Source organism: Klebsiella africana, from assembly GCF_020526085.1.
Classification (GTDB): domain Bacteria; phylum Pseudomonadota; class Gammaproteobacteria; order Enterobacterales; family Enterobacteriaceae; genus Klebsiella; species Klebsiella africana.
The window spans coordinates 154,248-172,309 of the sequence record NZ_CP084874.1 but is presented as its reverse complement, the minus strand read 5'-3'; the positions used below and the strand labels follow the sequence as shown (position 1 = coordinate 172,309).

The 18,062-nt window shown below is 57.7% G+C and carries 18 protein-coding genes; 11 read left to right on the top strand and 7 right to left on the bottom strand.

Annotation, left to right across the window (positions count from 1 at the left end; genetic code table 11):
• The first annotated feature begins 480 nt into the window (after positions 1-480).
• The 3 genes from mtlA to mtlR all read left to right on the top strand — a co-directional run bounded on the left by mtlA (position 481) and on the right by mtlR (position 4,233).
• The gene (mtlA, locus tag LGL98_RS00835; RefSeq protein ID WP_136033923.1) at positions 481-2,388 is read left to right on the top strand and encodes a PTS mannitol transporter subunit IICBA; all 1,908 of its coding nucleotides are present in this window, start codon (positions 481-483) and stop codon (positions 2,386-2,388) included.
• Between the two features lie 100 nt (positions 2,389-2,488).
• Positions 2,489-3,637 (top strand): mannitol-1-phosphate 5-dehydrogenase, encoded by a 1,149-nt coding sequence (mtlD, locus tag LGL98_RS00830; RefSeq protein WP_136033925.1) that lies wholly within the window; start codon positions 2,489-2,491, stop codon positions 3,635-3,637.
• A complete protein-coding gene (gene mtlR / locus LGL98_RS00825; protein ID WP_020801978.1) occupies positions 3,637-4,233 on the top strand; it encodes a mannitol operon repressor MtlR in 597 nt (198 codons plus the stop codon). Before mtlD ends, mtlR begins: the two co-directional genes overlap by 1 nt.
• Here the strand turns inward: mtlR and LGL98_RS00820 are convergent.
• Complete coding sequence (locus LGL98_RS00820; RefSeq protein ID WP_002922402.1) at positions 4,222-4,446, bottom strand: hypothetical protein; 225 nt, start codon at positions 4,444-4,446, stop codon at positions 4,222-4,224. The two genes, mtlR and LGL98_RS00820, sit on opposite strands and share 12 nt — an antisense overlap.
• 272 nt (positions 4,447-4,718) lie before the next feature.
• Between LGL98_RS00820 and LGL98_RS00815 the strand changes: the two genes are divergently transcribed.
• The 5 genes from LGL98_RS00815 (at position 4,719) to trmL (ending at position 9,775) form a co-directional block, all read left to right on the top strand.
• On the top strand, positions 4,719-5,081 hold the full coding sequence (locus LGL98_RS00815; protein ID WP_002922410.1) for a YibL family ribosome-associated protein: 363 nt from the start codon (positions 4,719-4,721) through the stop codon (positions 5,079-5,081).
• 282 nt (positions 5,082-5,363) lie between these two features.
• Entirely contained in the window at positions 5,364-7,019 is a 1,656-nt protein-coding gene (gene lldP / locus LGL98_RS00810; protein WP_032439039.1) for an L-lactate permease, read from the top strand.
• Positions 7,016-7,789, top strand: coding sequence for a transcriptional regulator LldR (gene lldR, locus LGL98_RS00805; RefSeq protein WP_136033927.1), 774 nt, complete (start codon positions 7,016-7,018; stop codon positions 7,787-7,789). The genes lldP and lldR overlap by 4 nt, the downstream gene beginning before the upstream one ends.
• Positions 7,789-8,973, top strand: coding sequence for an FMN-dependent L-lactate dehydrogenase LldD (gene lldD / locus LGL98_RS00800; RefSeq protein WP_136034002.1), 1,185 nt, complete (start codon positions 7,789-7,791; stop codon positions 8,971-8,973). Before lldR ends, lldD begins: the two co-directional genes overlap by 1 nt.
• A 328-nt stretch (positions 8,974-9,301) precedes the next feature.
• Positions 9,302-9,775 carry a tRNA (uridine(34)/cytosine(34)/5-carboxymethylaminomethyluridine(34)-2'-O)-methyltransferase TrmL gene (trmL, locus tag LGL98_RS00795; protein ID WP_002922423.1) on the top strand — a complete coding sequence of 158 codons (474 nt, stop codon included), beginning with the start codon at positions 9,302-9,304 and terminating at the stop codon, positions 9,773-9,775.
• An 81-nt stretch (positions 9,776-9,856) separates the two neighbouring features.
• On the opposite strand, the gene cysE is transcribed toward trmL, so the two are convergent.
• From cysE to LGL98_RS00770, 5 genes are all read right to left on the bottom strand, one after another.
• Positions 9,857-10,678 carry a serine O-acetyltransferase gene (gene cysE / locus LGL98_RS00790; protein ID WP_002922426.1) on the bottom strand — a complete coding sequence of 274 codons (822 nt, stop codon included), beginning with the start codon at positions 10,676-10,678 and terminating at the stop codon, positions 9,857-9,859.
• A 73-nt stretch (positions 10,679-10,751) separates the two neighbouring features.
• Positions 10,752-11,771: an NAD(P)H-dependent glycerol-3-phosphate dehydrogenase gene (gpsA, locus tag LGL98_RS00785; RefSeq protein ID WP_004205045.1), complete on the bottom strand. Its 1,020-nt coding sequence runs from the start codon at positions 11,769-11,771 to the stop codon at positions 10,752-10,754.
• The gene (secB, locus tag LGL98_RS00780; protein ID WP_023291349.1) at positions 11,771-12,238 is read right to left on the bottom strand and encodes a protein-export chaperone SecB; all 468 of its coding nucleotides are present in this window, start codon (positions 12,236-12,238) and stop codon (positions 11,771-11,773) included. Before secB ends, gpsA begins: the two co-directional genes overlap by 1 nt.
• A 60-nt stretch (positions 12,239-12,298) precedes the next feature.
• On the bottom strand, positions 12,299-12,550 hold the full coding sequence (gene grxC, locus LGL98_RS00775) for a glutaredoxin 3 (RefSeq protein WP_008806856.1): 252 nt from the start codon (positions 12,548-12,550) through the stop codon (positions 12,299-12,301).
• Between the two features lie 104 nt (positions 12,551-12,654).
• The gene (locus LGL98_RS00770; RefSeq protein ID WP_136033929.1) at positions 12,655-13,086 is read right to left on the bottom strand and encodes a rhodanese-like domain-containing protein; all 432 of its coding nucleotides are present in this window, start codon (positions 13,084-13,086) and stop codon (positions 12,655-12,657) included.
• Between the two features lie 245 nt (positions 13,087-13,331).
• On the opposite strand from LGL98_RS00770, the gene gpmM reads away from it, so the two are divergent.
• Genes gpmM through LGL98_RS00755 form a run of 3 tightly spaced genes read left to right on the top strand, consistent with a single transcriptional unit; the run spans position 13,332 to position 17,117 of the window.
• Positions 13,332-14,876 carry a 2,3-bisphosphoglycerate-independent phosphoglycerate mutase gene (gene gpmM, locus LGL98_RS00765; RefSeq protein WP_136033930.1) on the top strand — a complete coding sequence of 515 codons (1,545 nt, stop codon included), beginning with the start codon at positions 13,332-13,334 and terminating at the stop codon, positions 14,874-14,876.
• A 9-nt stretch (positions 14,877-14,885) separates the two neighbouring features.
• Positions 14,886-16,157, top strand: a complete 1,272-nt coding sequence (envC, locus tag LGL98_RS00760) for a murein hydrolase activator EnvC (RefSeq protein ID WP_025712172.1) — start codon at positions 14,886-14,888, stop codon at positions 16,155-16,157.
• 3 nt (positions 16,158-16,160) lie between these two features.
• Complete coding sequence (locus LGL98_RS00755; RefSeq protein ID WP_136033932.1) at positions 16,161-17,117, top strand: divergent polysaccharide deacetylase family protein; 957 nt, start codon at positions 16,161-16,163, stop codon at positions 17,115-17,117.
• 5 nt (positions 17,118-17,122) lie between these two features.
• Here the strand turns inward: LGL98_RS00755 and LGL98_RS00750 are convergent, their stop codons facing one another.
• Positions 17,123-17,911: a glycosyltransferase family 2 protein gene (locus LGL98_RS00750; protein WP_136033933.1), complete on the bottom strand. Its 789-nt coding sequence runs from the start codon at positions 17,909-17,911 to the stop codon at positions 17,123-17,125.
• Positions 17,912-18,062 lie beyond the last annotated feature (151 nt).

Here is an 18,062-nt window from a genome sequence, read left to right as displayed (position 1 = left end):
TCCAGGCCGCTATTTTGAGCATAATTCACGCCTTTCATTTTTGCCATCCGGCGTAAAAAAGTTATTCAGCAGCCAAGGTTGCTTAGTTACAGAGCTCCGCGCCCTGGAAGCAAAACCGGGCCGAGATCACAGCCGGGTAAATCGCTCGCGAAATTCTTTGTGATCAAAATCACAAACAAACAACAAAACCACGAAACGAAATTGTGACAAATATCACACAAAAAAGCGGATGAGCGGCTAAAAAGGCACTGTGTTGTTTTTTTACACAAGCATTATGTGATCAAAGTCACTATAAAACACGCTCAGCCCCCTATATTCATGTGATGCATGTCACATAAAAAGGCACCCGCTGGACAGCTTAACGATTCAGTGCCAGATTTCGCACTATCAATCAGGGCCCGGCTACCTCTGCCGCCACATTAACAACAAACCTCGGGCTTTTAGCCTGCGCGCTACGCAAAACAGAAGAAGGGGTGTTTTATGTCATCCGATATCAAGATCAAGGTGCAAAGCTTTGGTCGTTTCCTCAGCAATATGGTGATGCCAAATATCGGCGCGTTTATCGCGTGGGGTATCATCACTGCACTTTTCATTCCGACAGGGTGGTTGCCAAACGAAACGCTGGCGAAGCTGGTCGGTCCGATGATCACCTATCTGCTGCCGCTGCTGATCGGTTACACCGGCGGTAAATTAGTCGGCGGCGAACGTGGCGGCGTGGTCGGGGCGATCACCACCATGGGCGTTATCGTCGGCGCGGACATGCCGATGTTCCTCGGCTCCATGATTGCCGGCCCGCTGGGCGGCTACTGCATCAAGAAATTCGATAACTGGGTAGACGGTAAGATCAAATCCGGTTTTGAAATGCTGGTGAATAACTTCTCCGCCGGCATCATCGGGATGATCCTCGCCATTCTGGCCTTCCTCGGCATTGGCCCGGCGGTCGAAGTTCTGTCGAAAATTCTGGCGGCTGGCGTTAACTTTATGGTGGCGCACGACATGCTGCCGCTGGCGTCTATCTTCGTCGAACCGGCAAAAATCCTGTTCCTTAACAACGCCATCAACCACGGTATCTTCTCGCCGCTGGGTATTCAGCAGTCCCATGAGCTGGGTAAATCCATCTTCTTCCTGATTGAAGCTAACCCGGGTCCGGGGATGGGCGTTCTGCTGGCGTACATGTTCTTTGGCCGCGGCAGCGCAAAACAGTCTGCAGGCGGGGCGGCTATCATCCACTTCCTGGGCGGTATCCATGAAATCTACTTCCCGTACGTGCTGATGAACCCGCGCCTGATCCTGGCCGTTATCCTCGGCGGGATGACCGGTGTCTTCACCCTGACTATCCTCAATGGCGGTCTGGTTTCCCCGGCTTCCCCGGGTTCCATTCTGGCGGTACTGGCGATGACGCCGAAAGGCGCCTACTTCGCTAACATCGCAGCGATTATCGCAGCGATGGCGGTCTCCTTTGTGGTCTCTGCGGTTCTGCTCAAGACCAGTAAAGTCAAAGAAGAAGACGATATCGAAGCCGCAACGCGTCGTATGCATGACATGAAAGCGGAATCCAAAGGCGCCAGCCCGCTGGCGGCCGGTAATGTCACCAACGACCTGAGCCATGTGCGTAAAATCATCGTCGCCTGCGACGCCGGGATGGGTTCCAGCGCCATGGGCGCCGGGGTACTGCGCAAGAAAGTGCAGGATGCCGGGCTGAGCCAGATTTCGGTCACCAACAGCGCAATCAATAATCTGCCGCCGGATGTTGACCTGGTCATCACCCACCGCGACCTTACCGAGCGCGCCATGCGCCAGGTACCGCAGGCGCAGCATATTTCGCTGACCAACTTCCTCGACAGCGGTCTGTACACCAGTCTGACTGAGCGCCTGGTCGCGGCCCAGCGCCACATCGACAACGAAGTCAAAGTCACCGATAGCCTGAAAGACAGCTTTGACGATACTAACAAAAACCTGTTCCAGCTGGGCGCGGATAACATCTTCCTCGGACGCAAAGCGGCCACCAAGGAAGAAGCGATTCGCTTCGCCGGTGAGCAGCTGGTGAAAGGCGGTTACGTTGAGCCGGAATATGTGCAGGCGATGCTGGACCGCGAAAAACTGACCTCGACCTATCTCGGCGAGTCCATTGCGGTACCGCATGGCACCATCGAAGCGAAGGACCGCGTGCTGAAAACCGGCGTCGTCTTCTGCCAGTACCCGGAAGGCGTGCGCTTCGGTGAAGAAGAAGATGAAGTAGCGCGTCTGGTCATCGGCATCGCCGCTCGCAATAACGAGCACATTCAGGTTATCACCAGTCTGACTAACGCCCTGGATGACGAAACCGTGATTGAGCGCCTGGCGAAAACCACCAGCGTCGACGAAGTTCTGGCACTGCTAAATAAATAATCAGCGCTATCCAACCCTCTCCTTTAGGAGAGGGTTGGGGTGAGGGGAAATGCCTCACCCCAGCCCTCTCAGGTAAAAACATTAATTGAAGGTTAATACTATGAAAGCATTACATTTTGGCGCAGGTAATATCGGACGTGGCTTTATCGGTAAATTGCTGGCCGACGCGGGCATCGAACTGACGTTTGCCGATGTCAATCAGACCGTACTTGATGCCCTGAATGCCCGTCATAGCTATCAGGTTCACGTCGTCGGTGAGAATGAGCAGGTGGACACCGTCTCCGGCGTCAATGCCGTCAGCAGCATCAGCGATGAGGTTGTGGACCTGATCGCTGAGGTGGATCTGGTCACCACCGCCGTCGGTCCCGTCGTGCTCGAGCGCATCGCGCCAGCGATCGCCAAAGGGCTGGCGAAACGCAAAGCGCAGGGCACCGAACGCCCGCTGAACATCATCGCCTGCGAAAATATGGTGCGCGGCACCACGCAGTTAAAAGGCCACGTCTTTAACGCGCTGGCGGAAGAAGATAAAGCCTGGGTGGAAGCGCATATCGGCTTTGTCGACTCTGCCGTTGACCGTATTGTGCCGCCATCAGCTTCCGCCACTCATGACCCGCTGGAAGTCACCGTGGAAACCTTCAGCGAGTGGATTGTCGATAAGACTCAGTTCAAAGGCGCGCTGCCGACTATCCCGGGAATGGAATTAACTGATAACCTGATGGCATTTGTCGAGCGCAAGCTCTTCACCTTGAACACCGGGCATGCTATAACCGCCTACCTCGGAAAACTGGCGGGCCACCAGACGATTCGCGATGCGATCCTCGACGAGAAAATTCGGGCCGTCGTGCAGGGCGCGATGGAGGAGAGCGGCGCGGTGCTGATCAAACGTTACGCCTTCGACCCGCAGAAGCACGCGGCTTATATCCAGAAAATTCTTGGCCGTTTCGAGAACCCGTACCTGAAAGACGATGTTGAGCGCGTTGGCCGTCAGCCGCTGCGCAAACTGAGCGCCGGCGACCGTTTAATTAAGCCGCTGCTGGGTACACTGGAATACGGTCTGCCGCATCGCAACCTGGTGAAAGGGATTGCGGCGGCGATGCATTTCCGTAGCGAAGACGATCCGCAGGCTCAGGAGCTGGCGGCGCTGATCGCCGACAAGGGGCCGCAGGCCGCGCTGGCGCAGATTTCCGGCCTGGACGCCGCAAGCGATGTCGTCGCGGAGGCCGTTAACGACTACAACGCGGAAAAATGATGCACAACCTGGCGCGACCAACGTCGCGCCCATTACGACTCCTGTCAGATATGCAGGCAATGATGGAAGAAACACAAGCATTTGAAAACCGTGTGCTTGAGCGTCTGAATGCTGGCAAAACCGTACGAAGCTTCCTGATCGCCACCGTCGAGCTGTTAACGGAAGCGGTCAATATTCTGGTGCTTCAGGTGTTCCGTAAAGACGACTACGCGGTGAAATACGCCGTCGAGCCCTTGCTGGAGGGCAGCGGGCCGCTCGGCGATCTCTCTGTACGCCTGAAGCTGATTTATGGCCTTGGGGTGATAAGTCGTGCCGAGTATGAAGACGCTGAACTGCTGATGGCCCTGCGCGAAGAGCTTAACCACGACGGCAATGAGTACAGCTTCACCGACGACGAAATTATCGGTCCGTTCGGCGAGCTGCACTGCGTCACCGCCCTGCCGCCAACGCCGCAGTTTGATGACAGCGATGCAGAACTGCTGGCAATGCAGAAGCTGCGTTACCAGCAGATGGTGCGCTCAACAATGGTGTTGTCCCTGACTGAGCTGATTTCACGAATCAGCTTAAAAAAAGCCTTCCAGAAATCAACGCTCTGATTCCGGCTCCGTCTGGTCGCAGGTCGGCCGGTAAAGCTGACGATAATATTCCAGACGCTGCAGAAACAATGCTTCCTTATCCTGAGGGATGTCTCGCGGTACATGCTGCAGACGCGGAGACTTTTTCAAATACTCCATAAACGCCTGACTGGAAGCCATAAAATCAACCGCTTTGTCGATTAAACGTGGTACGCCGTCGCCGATCTTTGCCATCACGTCCTCCTTTTGGGAATAATCTGATTAAGCATTAGCCAATTCACCGGCGCGGGTTAAGGAAAACGTGCTTATCCGCCGACAGGCTTCACAGAAATGAAATTAGAAGGGGTATTAGGCAGAATATTAATAAAATTCAAATTATTAGCGATGAATGATATTGCATTCCGCGGGCGACAAACGGCGAATTTTTGATAAATAGCTATCAACAATAGCGGTCACGGCACATACTATAGGCGAATGAAGCCCCTTTATTAACAGATCAAATCACCATGAAAGAAGTCGAAAAGAATGAAATCAAGCGTCTGAGCGATCGTCTCGACGCCATCCGCCACCAGCAAGCCGAGCTGTCGCTGGTGGAAGCCGCCGACAAATACGCTGAGCTGGAAAAAGAAAAAGCCACTCTGGAAACGGAGATTGAACGTCTGCGTTCCGTCCAGAGCCAGAAGCTGAGCAAAGAGGCACAGAAGCTGATGAGTCTGCCGTTCCGCCGCGCGATTACCAAAAAAGAGCAGGCCGATATGGGCAAACTGAAAAAAAGCGTCCGCGGTCTGGTGGTGGTCCATCCGATGACCGCCCTGGGCCGGGAAATGGGTCTGAAAGAGATGACCGGTTTCGCCCGCAGCGAATTCTGATCCCCAGCCCTCTCCGTGCGGAGAGGGCCATTCTAGCTTCACTCCCCACTTTTTATCTTCAGCCAGGCCGATTGGTCCAACCAATAATTTCATCTACCCCCGACAGTTCACAAATCCATCAAAATCTATCACAAACACGTTGCTTAAGAGCAACATCTGATTAACCATTCGTTGTCATCAATCCTGCTACCCCTAATTGGCCGGGCCAATTTTACCCAGGATGCGAGCGGCAATGAGCGCAGACTCAGCCCTCCTCTCCTGGCGGCCCGATGGAGACCCTGCATGAATCTCTGGCAACAAAACTACGATCCCGCCGGTAATATCTGGTTATCCAGTCTTATCGCATCGCTACCGATTCTGTTTTTCTTTTTTGCGCTGATTAAGCTCAAACTGAAAGGCTATATCGCTGCTACCTGGACCGTCGCAATCGCGCTGGTCGTCGCCTTGCTGTTCTATAAAATGCCGGTGGACCGCGCCTTAGCCTCGGTGGTCTACGGCTTCTTCTACGGCCTGTGGCCTATCGCGTGGATTATTATCGCCGCGGTCTTTGTCTATAAAATCTCGGTGAAGACCGGGCAGTTCGACATCATCCGCTCATCGATTCTGTCGATTACGCCGGACCAGCGCCTGCAGATGCTGATCGTCGGCTTCTCCTTCGGCGCCTTTCTCGAAGGGGCGGCGGGTTTCGGCGCGCCGGTCGCCATTACCGCCGCGCTGCTGGTTGGTCTCGGGTTTAACCCGCTGTATGCGGCTGGCCTGTGCCTGATCGTCAACACCGCGCCGGTGGCCTTCGGCGCGATGGGCATCCCGATTCTGGTCGCCGGCCAGGTGACCGGTATCGATAGCTTCGCCATCGGCCAGATGGTGGGCCGTCAGCTGCCGTTCCTGACCATTATCGTACTGTTCTGGATCATGGCGATTATGGACGGCTGGCGGGGCATTAAAGAGACCTGGCCGGCGGTGATAGTGGCGGGTGGCTCGTTCGCTATTGCCCAGTACCTCAGCTCGAACTTCCTTGGCCCGGAGCTGCCGGACATCATCTCGTCGCTGGTCTCCCTGGTCTGTCTGACCCTGTTCCTCAAACGCTGGCAGCCGGTACGCATCTTCCGCTTTGGCGACATCGGCGCCTCGCAGGTGGATATGACGCTGGCCCGCACACGCTACACGGCGGGACAAGTGATCCGCGCCTGGTCGCCGTTCCTGTTCCTGACCGCCACCGTGACCCTGTGGAGCGTACCGCCGTTTAAAGCGCTGTTCGCACCGGGCGGCGCAATGTATGACTTCGTCATCAATATTTCAGTGCCGTTCCTCGACAAAATGGTTGCCCGTATGCCGCCGGTGGTTAGCGCCGCGACGCCATACGCCGCGGTGTATAAATTCGACTGGCTGTCGGCAACCGGCACCGCCATTCTGTTCGCAGCCCTGCTGTCCATCGTCTGGCTACGCATGAAGCCGAAAGACGCGCTGACCACCTTCGCCGGGACGCTGAAGGATCTGGCGCTGCCGATCTATTCTATCGGGATGGTACTAGCGTTCGCCTTTATCTCTAACTACTCCGGGCTGTCGTCGACCCTGGCCCTGGCGCTGGCCCATACCGGCCACGCGTTTACCTTCTTCTCACCGTTCCTTGGCTGGCTGGGGGTATTCCTGACCGGATCGGACACCTCGTCTAACGCCCTGTTCGCCGCGCTGCAGGCAACGGCCGCGCAGCAGATTGGCGTCTCCGATATCCTGCTGGTCGCAGCCAATACCACCGGCGGCGTTACCGGCAAGATGATTTCCCCGCAGTCGATCGCTATCGCCTGCGCCGCGGTAGGCCTGGTGGGTAAAGAGTCGGATCTGTTCCGCTTTACCGTCAAACACAGCCTGATCTTCACCTGCATGGTGGGGCTGATCACCACGCTGCAGGCCTACGTTTTAACCTGGATGATCCCGTGATAGTGATGCCTAAACGCCTGGCCGACGACGTAGCGCGTCGCGTCCGGGCGCTGATTGAAGAACAACAGCTGGAGGCGGGCATGCGACTGCCCGCCGAGCGCCAGCTCGCCGCCCAGCTCGGCGTCTCGCGCAATTCCCTGCGCGAAGCGCTGGCGATGCTGGTCAATGAAGGAGTGCTGCTGAGCCGTCGCGGCGGCGGCACCTTCGTCCGCTTTCAGCATGAGCCGTGGTCAGAGCAAAACATCGTCCAGCCGCTGAAGACGCTGCTGGCCGATGACCCGGACTACAGCTTCGATATCCTCGAAGCCCGTCACGCCATCGAAGCCAGCACCGCGTGGCACGCGGCGATGCGGGCCACCGACGCCGATAAAGAAAAAATTCGCCTGTGCTTTGAAGCGACCCAGAGTGAAGACCCGGATATTGCCTCGCAGGCGGATGTTCGCTTCCATCTGGCGATCGCCGAAGCCTCGCATAACGTAGTGCTCCTGCAAACCATGCGCGGCTTTTTCGACCTGCTGCACTCCTCCGTTAAGCAGAGCCGCCAGCGCATGTATCTGGTGCCGCCGGTGTTTGCCCGTTTGACCGAACAACACCAGGCCGTTATGGAGGCCATTGTTGCCGGTGACGCCGAGGCGGCGCGCCAGGCGATGATGGGCCACTTAGGTTTTGTCCACGCCACCATTAAACGTTTTGATGAAGACCAGGCCCGCCAGGCGCGAATTACCCGCCTGCCCGGTGACCACAATGAACATTCCAGGGAGAATTCGTGATGATTATTTCCGCCGCCAGCGACTATCGCGCCGCCGCCCAGCGTATCCTGCCGCCGTTTCTGTTCCACTATATCGACGGCGGGGCTTATGCCGAACACACCCTGCGCCGCAACGTGGAAGATCTCTCCGATGTCGCTCTGCGCCAGCGTATTTTGCGCAATATGTCGGATCTGAGCCTGGAAACGACGTTATTCAACGAGAAGCTGGCGATGCCGACGGCGCTGGCGCCGGTCGGACTGTGCGGGATGTACGCCCGCCGCGGCGAAGTGCAGGCCGCTGGCGCGGCGGATGAGAAAGGCATTCCGTTCACCCTCTCTACCGTTTCCGTCTGCCCGATCGAAGAGGTCGCCCCGACCATCAAGCGCCCGATGTGGTTCCAGCTGTACGTCCTGCGCGACCGCGGCTTTATGCGCAATGCGCTGGAGCGCGCCAAAGCCGCCGGCTGCTCGACGCTGGTCTTTACCGTCGATATGCCGACTCCTGGCGCCCGCTACCGCGATGCCCATTCCGGCATGAGCGGCCCAAACGCCGCCCTGCGCCGCTACTGGCAGGCGGTTACCCATCCGCAGTGGGCGTGGGACGTCGGCCTCAACGGCCGTCCGCACGATTTGGGGAATATCTCCACCTATCTCGGCAAACCGACCGGGCTTGAGGATTACATCGGCTGGCTGGCGAATAACTTCGATCCGTCGATTTCATGGAAAGACCTGGAGTGGATCCGCGATTTCTGGGACGGTCCGATGGTGATCAAAGGGATCCTCGATCCAGAAGACGCTCGCGACGCGGTGCGCTTCGGCGCCGACGGTATTGTGGTTTCCAACCACGGTGGCCGCCAGCTCGATGGCGTGCTCTCCTCGGCCCGCGCCCTGCCGGCGATTGCCGACGCGGTGAAAGGCGATATCACTATTCTCGCCGACAGCGGCATCCGCAACGGGCTCGACGTGGTGCGGATGATCGCCCTGGGCGCCGACAGCGTGCTGCTCGGCCGCGCTTACCTGTATGCCCTGGCGACCCACGGCAAGCAGGGGGTGGCGAATCTACTCAATCTTATCGAGAAAGAGATGAAAGTGGCGATGACCCTGACCGGGGCAAAAACCATCGCGGATATCAGCCGCGATTCGCTGGTGCAGAATGCCGAAGCGCTGCAGACCTTCGATGCGCTGAAGCAGAATAACGCCGCGTAGAAGGCGTTATTCTCTCCCCTCACCCTAACCCTCTCCCAAAGGGAGAGGGGACTGTCCGGCAGACAGGTTAGCGGCGGTGTTTCCCTGACCCTCTGTCCACGAGAAGTATCGACTGATGGGTAGTCCTTTACCAGCCCCCGCCAGCCCACCGACCGGCACCGATTTTCCCCCTCTCCCTTTGGGAGAGGGCCGGGGTGAGGGAGTTCCCTTTACCAGCCCCCTCCGGCTCACCAGTCAGCGCCGGTCTCCCCCTCTCCCTTTGGGAGAGGGCCGGGGTGAGGGTTCGCCAAATATCTGCTATTCTGCCCCCCGCAATTAAGGGGGCAGTATGCTGAACATCGTGTTATTCGAACCAGAGATCCCGCCGAATACCGGGAATATTATCCGCCTGTGCGCTAACACGGGCTTCAGTCTGCATATCATTGAGCCGATGGGCTTCACCTGGGACGATAAACGCCTGAGACGCGCCGGACTTGACTATCACGAGTTCACTGCCGTGCAGCGCCATGCGGATTATGCGGCGTTTGTCGCCAGCGCGCAGCCGCAGCGTCTGTTCGCCCTGACCACCAAAGGCACGCCGGCGCACAGCGCAGTGAGCTATCAGGATGGCGATTTCTTGATGTTTGGCCCGGAAACCCGCGGTCTGCCGGCCAGCATCCTCGATGCCCTACCGCCGGAGCAGAAAATCCGTATTCCGATGATGCCGGACAGCCGCAGTATGAACCTGTCAAACGCGGTGTCGGTGGTGGTGTATGAAGCCTGGCGCCAGCTGGGGTATCCTGGCGCGGTCTTGCGCAGCTAACCTGAGCGGTTCCCGGATTACGGCGCGTTGCGCCTTATCCGGGCGACATTTCTGTGCTTAGCAGCGACAAATGGCAATAAATCAAATCCCGTCGCCGTACTCGAAGGTGTGGTGGATGCCGTTGAAATGCTGATCCATATCCATCGCCGGCTTGTCGCTCTCTGGCTTGCCGACGATACGCGCCGGGACGCCCGCCGCGGTGGTGTGCGGCGGAACCGGCTGCAATACCACCGAACCAGCGCCAATCTTCGCTCCACGCCCGACTTCAATATTGCCAAGGATCTTCGCCCCGGCGCCAATCATCACGCCTTCGCGAATTTTCGGGTGACGGTCGCCGCTGGTTTTACCGGTCCCGCCGAGGGTGACCGACTGCAGGATAGACACGTCATCTTCAATCACCGCCGTTTCGCCGACCACAATGCCGGTGGCGTGGTCGAGCATGATCCCGCGGCCAATTTTCGCCGCCGGGTGGATATCCACCTGGAAGGAGACCGAGACCTGATTTTGCAGGAAAATCGCCAGCGCACGCCGGCCCTGAGTCCACAACCAGTGGCCGATACGATACGCCTGCAGGGCATGGAAACCCTTCAGGTAAAGCAGCGGCGTGGAGTATTTATCCACCGCTGGGTCACGCGTACGCACCGCCTGAATATCGCAGGCGGCGGAGGCGATCATTTCCGGATCGGCGGCGTAGGCCTCTTCCACCACTTCACGAATGGCGATCGCGGGCATAATCGGGGAAGCCAGCTTGTTGGCCAGCATATAGCTCAGCGCACTGCCCAGATTTTCATGCTTGAGTAGCGTTGCGTGGTAAAAACTGGCGAGCATCGGCTCACAGTCAGCCAGAGCCCGGGCTTCGGCTTTAATATTATTCCAGACGATATCCAGTTCTTCACACGGCATTGCATACTCCAGGCGATATAGTAATGACCTGCCAGTTCTGCGCTGGCAGGGTCATTCAGGTGACAAAGGAAAGCTAATTGCTGCTGCGCTCGTCCTTGCGGGCGCGACCCAATAAGGTCAATGCTGCCTCGCGCGCAATTTTTCCGCAATACAATACCTGATAAATTTCCTCGGTTATTGGCATTTCGACACCTAAACGCTGTGCCAGAACGCGAACTTCCTTGGTATTGCGGTAGCCTTCAACCACCTGGCCAATCTTTTCCTGAGCGCTTTGCACGTCCATCCCCTGGCCGAGCATCATGCCGAAGCGGCGGTTACGGGACTGGTTGTCGGTGCAGGTGAGCACCAGGTCACCGAGGCCGGCCATGCCCATAAAGGTTTCCGGGTCGGCGCCCAGCGCCGCGCCGAGGCGGGACATTTCCACCAGGCCGCGAGTAATCAGTGCCGTACGCGCATTAGCGCCGAAGCCGATGCCGTCCGACATACCCGCCCCGATAGCAATGACGTTTTTTACCGCGCCGCCGAGCTGCACGCCAATAAAGTCCGGGTTGATGTAGACGCGGAAACTTTTGCCGCAGTGCAGCAGGTGCTGCAGATCCTCGGCAAACTGCGGATCCGTCGCCGCCAGCGAAATCGCCGTCGGCAACCCGGCGGCCAGCTCTTTGGCGAAGGTTGGCCCCGAGATCACCGCCAGCGGGATATCATCGCCCAGCGCTTCACGCGCCACGTCCTGCAGCAGACGGCCGGTTTCGGCCTCCAGGCCTTTGGTCGCCCACACCAGCCGCGCGTCGGGGCGCATCAGCGGTTTAATCTGGCGTAACACCTGGCCGAACACATGGCTTGGCACCACGACAAGGATGTCGCGGCTGGCGGCCAGCGCGGTGGCCAGGTCGCTTTCAAGATGCAGCGTATCCGGAAAAGGCACATCGGGAAGGAACGCGGCGTTGCAGCGATCGTGTTGCAGCGTCGCGATATGTTTTGGGTCATGGCCCCACAGCACAACGTGGTGGCCATTTCTTGCCAGGGTGATGGCAAGAGCGGTGCCGTAAGAGCCGGCACCGATCACAGTCATTGCAGCATTAAGTGCGTTCATCAGGCATCCTGATGTTGTTCTGCACCTTCGCCAGCCTGCTGCTGCAGATAGTTCATAAACAGCGCGTCGAAGTTCACTGGCGCAAGGTTAAGTTGCGGGAAGGTACCGCGGGAAACCAGGCTGGTGATGCACTCGCGCGCGTACGGGAACAGAATGTTCGGGCAGTATGCGCCGAGGCAGTGCGCCATCTGGGTGCCTTCGATGCCGTCGATGGAGAAAATACCGCCCTGCTGTACTTCACAGAGGAACGCGGTTTCTTCGCCCAGCGAGGCGGTCACGGTCACACGCAGCACCACTTCATAAACGCCTTCAGCCAGCTGGGTGGAGGCGGTATCCAGATCAAGTTTAACTTCCGGCTGCCAGTCTTTCTGGAAAACTTGCGGCGCATTCGGCGCTTCAAAAGAGATATCTTTGGTATAGATACGCTGGATCTGGAAGGTCATTTCGGTGCTGTTTTGTTCTGACATAGTAAAACCCTTTCGTGTTGTCCTTAAATACGCGCTTCCGCCAGGGAAAGCGCGCAAAAATTAGCGCAAGAGGGGATCAAGTCCACCACGTGAATCAAGCGCATACAAGTCGTCACAGCCGCCAATGTGCTGCGCATCAATAAAAATCTGCGGAACCGTCGTCCGTCCGCTGCGCTGGATCATCTCCTCACGCTTAGCGGCATCGCCATCGATCGGCAACTCATGGAACGTTACGCCTTTGCTGTTCAGCAGCGCTTTCGCGCGAACGCAGAACGGGCAGGTCGCTTTGGTGTAGATCTCAATATTGGCCATGACTTCACTCCTGTTGTTACCCTGAGGGTTTTACGCCGCGGACTGCGCTTCCCTTCACGTCAGGCATGCAGGGAAAACGCGGCGGCATCACCACGCGAGGTAAGTTATTTGCCGCGTACCAGAGGAAGGTTTTCGCCGCTCCAGCCTGCGATACCCTCTTTCAGTACAAAGACTTTTTCAAACCCGGCTTTGTTCAGCGTGCTGGCGGGCTCTTGCGCCTGCATGCCGGAACCGTCTACCACAATAATGGGTTGCGATTTGTGTTTTTCCAACTCGCCGACGTTATTGGCTTTGATATCGCTGGGCAACAGGTTGATAGCGCCGGCAATATGGCCTTTACGGAAATCGTCACGCTGACGCAGGTCGACCACCACAGCGTCTTCTTTATTGATAAGACGCGTCGCTTCACCACGGGTGATGACTTTAACTTTCGACATCAGGCCCTTGAAGGTGGTGAACAGTACCGCACCCAGCAGCGCGATCCACGCGATGCTCAGGACCGGGTGACGGCCGATGAATTGCATAATTTCTTGCATGGGGGGTTACAACTCCCGACTAAGTGAGAAAAAAACCAGGAAAGGAGTATACCTGTGCCTTGCGGCAATTACAGCCAGTGAGCGCGATGTAATGTATTTTCTGCGGACGGTCACGAAAAAAAGCTGCCTTCGTCATCGCCTCTGACGCCGCCCCTTCCCTTTCTTTGATCTTTCACGGGGATTTAAACGATTCAGCTGTAGTAAAATTATGCAAAATTTCTGTCTTTGAGCATGAGGTTGTCGCAATGTCGGTTTCTAAAAAACCTATGGTACTGGTGATTCTGGATGGCTACGGCTATCGTGAAGAGCATCAGGATAACGCTATTTACAGCGCTAAAACGCCGGTAATGGACGCCCTGTGGGCCAAACGTCCGCATACCCTGATCGATGCATCCGGCCTGGAAGTCGGCCTGCCGGACCGTCAGATGGGCAACTCCGAAGTGGGCCACGTCAACCTGGGCGCCGGTCGTATCGTCTATCAGGACCTGACCCGTCTCGATGTGGAAATTAAAGAACGCACCTTCTTCGCCAACCCGGTACTCACCGCCGCGGTCGACAAAGCGGTTGCTGCCGGCAAAGCGGTCCACATCATGGGCCTGATGTCGCCGGGCGGCGTCCACAGCCACGAAGATCACATCATGGCGATGGTGGAGCTGGCGGCAGAGCGCGGCGCTGAGAAGATCTACCTCCACGCCTTCCTCGACGGCCGCGATACCCCGCCGCGCAGCGCGGAAAAAACGCTGGCGAAATTCGAAGCCAAATTTGCCGCGCTGGGCAAAGGCCGCATCGCGTCGCTCATCGGCCGCTATTACGCCATGGACCGCGACAACCGCTGGGATCGCGTTGAGCAGGCCTATGACCTGATGACCCTGGCCAAAGGCGAATTCCAGGCCGATACCGCCGTCGCCGGTCTGCAGGCCGCCTACGCCCGTGACGAAAACGACGAGTTCGTGAAAGCGACCGTTATCCGCGCAGCCGGCCAGGCCGATGCGGCGATGGAAGACGGCGACGCGCTGATCTTCATGAACTTCCGTGCTGACCGCGCGCGTGAAATCACCCGCGCCTTCGTCAATGCTGACTTTGACGGCTTCGCGCGTAAGAAAGTGGTTAATCTCGATTTCGTGATGCTCACCGAATACGCCGCCGACATCAAAGTCGCCTGCGCTTATCCGCCAGCCTCGCTGGCCAACACCTTCGGCGAGTGGATGGCGAAGCACGATAAAACCCAGCTGCGCATCTCCGAAACCGAGAAATACGCTCACGTCACCTTCTTCTTCAACGGCGGCGTAGAAGAGCCGTTTAAAGGTGAAGAGCGGATCCTGATTAACTCGCCGAAAGTGGCGACCTACGATCTGCAGCCGGAAATGAGCTCCGCCGAGCTGACCGAGAAACTGGTTGCGGCCATCAAGGGCGGCAAATACGACACCATCATCTGTAACTACCCGAACGGCGACATGGTTGGCCATACCGGGGTGATGGAAGCGGCAGTGAAAGCGGTTGAAGCGCTGGATCACTGCATCGACCAGGTCGCTCAGGCGGTGGAATCCGTTGGCGGCCAGCTGCTGATCACTGCCGACCACGGCAACGCCGAGCAGATGCGCGACCCGGCTACCGGCCAGGCGCATACCGCGCACACCAACCTGCCGGTTCCGCTGATCTACGTCGGTAATAAAGCGGTTAAAGCGGTCAACGGCGGTAAACTTTCCGACATCGCCCCGACCATGCTGTCGCTGATGGGAATGGAAATCCCGCAAGAGATGACTGGCAAGCCGCTGTTCATCGTGGAATAATCCTTCCCCATGAGGGGAAAGGCGACGTATTCAACTACATGGATCGCAACGGCAGTTCGATCCGTCCTTTACGCCAGCGCGCTCAGCGCTGGCGTATTGCTGTGCGCGTCATCTGCTCACGCCGACGATCGCGATCAGCTAAAGTCTATTCAGGCCGATATCGCCGCGAAGCAGCGGGCGATTAAGCAACAGCAGCAGCAGCGCGCGAGCCTGCTTGCCCAGCTCAAAGCGCAGGAAGAGGCGATCGCCGCCGCAACCCGCAAACTCCGCGAAACCCAGGATACCCTGAACCAGCTCAATAAGCAGATTGACGAGATGAACGCCACGCTCGCAAAGCTGGAGCGCCAGCGCGCGTCTCAGGAGCGTAATCTCGCCGCGCAGCTCGATGCCGCGTTCCGTCAGGGGCCACACACCGGTATCCAGATGGTGCTCAGCGGTGAAGAAGGTCAGCGCAACCAGCGGATGCAGGTCTATTTCAGCTACTTCAACCAGGCCCGTCAGGAGACCATCGCGGAGCTGAAGAAAACGCGTGAAGAGATGGCGGTCCAGAAGTCGATGCTCGAAGAGAAGCAGAGCCAACAGCAGACGCTGGTCTACGAGCAAAAAGCCCAGCAGGCGAAGCTGGAGCAAGCACGTAACGAACGGAAAAAGACCCTTTCCGGACTCGAGTCCTCCATTCAGCAGGGTCAGCAACAGCTAAGCGAAATGCGGGCTAACGAATCGCGCCTACGCGGTCGTATTGCCCAGGCGGAAGCTGCCGCCAAAGCCCGCGCCGATCGGGAAGCACGCGACGCGCAGGCGGTGCGCGACCGCCAGCAGGAAGCGTCGCGCAAAGGCACCACCTATAAACCAACGGAAAGCGAGCGTTCGCTGATGTCACGCACCGGCGGGCTGGGCTCGCCGCGCGGTCAGGCATTCTGGCCGGTTCGCGGTCCTCTCCTTCATCGATATGGCGAACAGCTGCAAGGTGAACTACGTTGGAAAGGGATGGTTATCGCCGCGTCTGAAGGCACCGAAGTCAGAGCCATTGCCGATGGTCGGGTCATTCTGGCCGACTGGCTGCAGGGTTATGGTCTGGTGGTGGTGGTCGAACATGGCAAAGGCGACATGAGCCTGTATGGCTATAACCAAAGCGCGCTGGTCAGCGTCGGTACGCAGGTTCGTGCCGGCCAGCCTATCGCGCTCGTAGGCAGCAGCGGCGGTCAGGGCCGTCCGTCGCTCTATTTCGAAATTCGCCGCCAGGGTCAGGCGGTCAATCCACAGCCGTGGTTGGGAAGATAAGTTTTGCTTCAATTTCGCGCAATTGCTCTTGCCGTAGCCGGTTCGCTGGCTCTGGCGGCGCCAGCGTTCGCTGGCAAACTCTCCATCGTTATTGACGATTTCGGCTACCGCCCGCAAACCGAGAATCAGGTGCTGGCGCTGCCATCCACTATCTCCGTCGCCGTGCTGCCGAACGCGCCGCACGCCCGGGAAATGGCCACTAAAGCGCATAATCTGGGCCATGAAGTGCTCATTCATCTGCCGATGGCGCCACTCAGCAAACAGCCGCTGGAAAAAGACACCCTGCGTCCTGAGATGAGCAGCGAGGAGATCGAGCGCATCATTCGCGAGGCTTACGGCAAAGTCCCCTACGCCGTCGGGCTGAATAACCATATGGGCAGCGCGATGACCTCCAACCTGTTTGGCATGCAGAAGGTGATGCAGGCTCTGGAGCGCTACAATCTCTATTTTCTCGACAGCGTCACCATCGGCAACACCCAGGCCATGCGCGCCGCACAGGGTACCGGGGTGAAGGTGATTAAGCGCAAGGTGTTTCTTGACGATACGCAGAACGAAGCCGATATCCGTAACCAGTTCAATCGCGCTGTCGCGCTGGCGCGACGCAACGGCTCGGCGATAGCCATTGGCCATCCGCATCCGACGACGGTGCGGGTGCTGCAGCAGATGGTCTATAACCTGCCGCCGGATATCACGCTGGTGCGCCCGAGCAGCCTGCTGAACGAGCCGCAGGTCGACAACTCGACGCCCAACTACGCTCAGCCGCCCGCGCAACAAACGCCGCCGCAGCAGCAGAAGCCGCGTAATCCGTTCCACGGCGTGAAGTATTGCAAGCCGAAGCGCCCGCTGGAACCCGTGAACGCCAGCCGCTTCTTCACTATCCTCAGCGACAGCATTAGCCAGAGCGCGCTGGTCCAGTACTATCGCCTCAAATGGCAGGGCTGGGATAATCCGGGTAACTAGACCACTCAGGGGTCCGTTCGCTTTTGCGCGACGGGCGCCTGGTTATCTTCGTGGGCGTACCACGCCTTAAAATATTTGAGAAAGCTGTAAAACGTGGCGTACAGCCCGGTGACCACGCCGACCTTGCCATAGCGCCACGCTCCGCTAAACAGATACCACTTAAAGAAAGCGCCAATGGCGCTGACGATCCCCCGCGTCAGCGAAGGTTTGACCTGCTGGTGCTTCACCAGCCGGGTGGTATAGCTGTTCAGCTTATTAAATACTTCATGCAGCGAATAAAAGGTGTCATGGCGAACGAAGCCCGGCAACCTGACGGAGCGTGCGTGCCCGACCACCTGGTCATCCACCGGCCGGTCGTTAAACCGCGCCTGCTGGCGGTTAAAGAGGCGCACCGGGTAATCCGGTGAGGAAATGGGGTAGATCGTCCGCACCTGTTTGCCAAGCACAAACCAGTAGCGCGGCAGACGCCAGGCACAGGTTGGGTCGGGCTCCTCCCCCGCTTTTAGCACCTGAATGGCCGCTACCACGTCATTATCAAGAATTTCGTCGCTGTCCATGCACAGCACCCAGTCATGGCTGGCCAGCCCGATGGCATAGTTCATCTGCGCGCCGTGAGCTTTGTAGGCATGGTGATGGACGGTGAGACCAAACTGCTGACAAATAGAGACCGTGTCGTCTGTACTGCCGGAGTCGACGACGATACATTCATCAGCCACCTTCAGCAGCGGCGGCAGCACCTCCCTGAGCAGGCGCGCAGAATTACAGGTCAGTAAGCATACGGAGAGTTTAAGCATGATAGTTACAAAGTTAAACTGCGACTAAACACACTGTATAAGCGAATAACCGGAAAATCGATGTAGAAATTGTGCGCTTAATATTAAGCAGGCTAAAAATGTTATCCAAATCTAAATTAAGGCGCCCGCAGGCGCCTTTTGGGCTGATTTT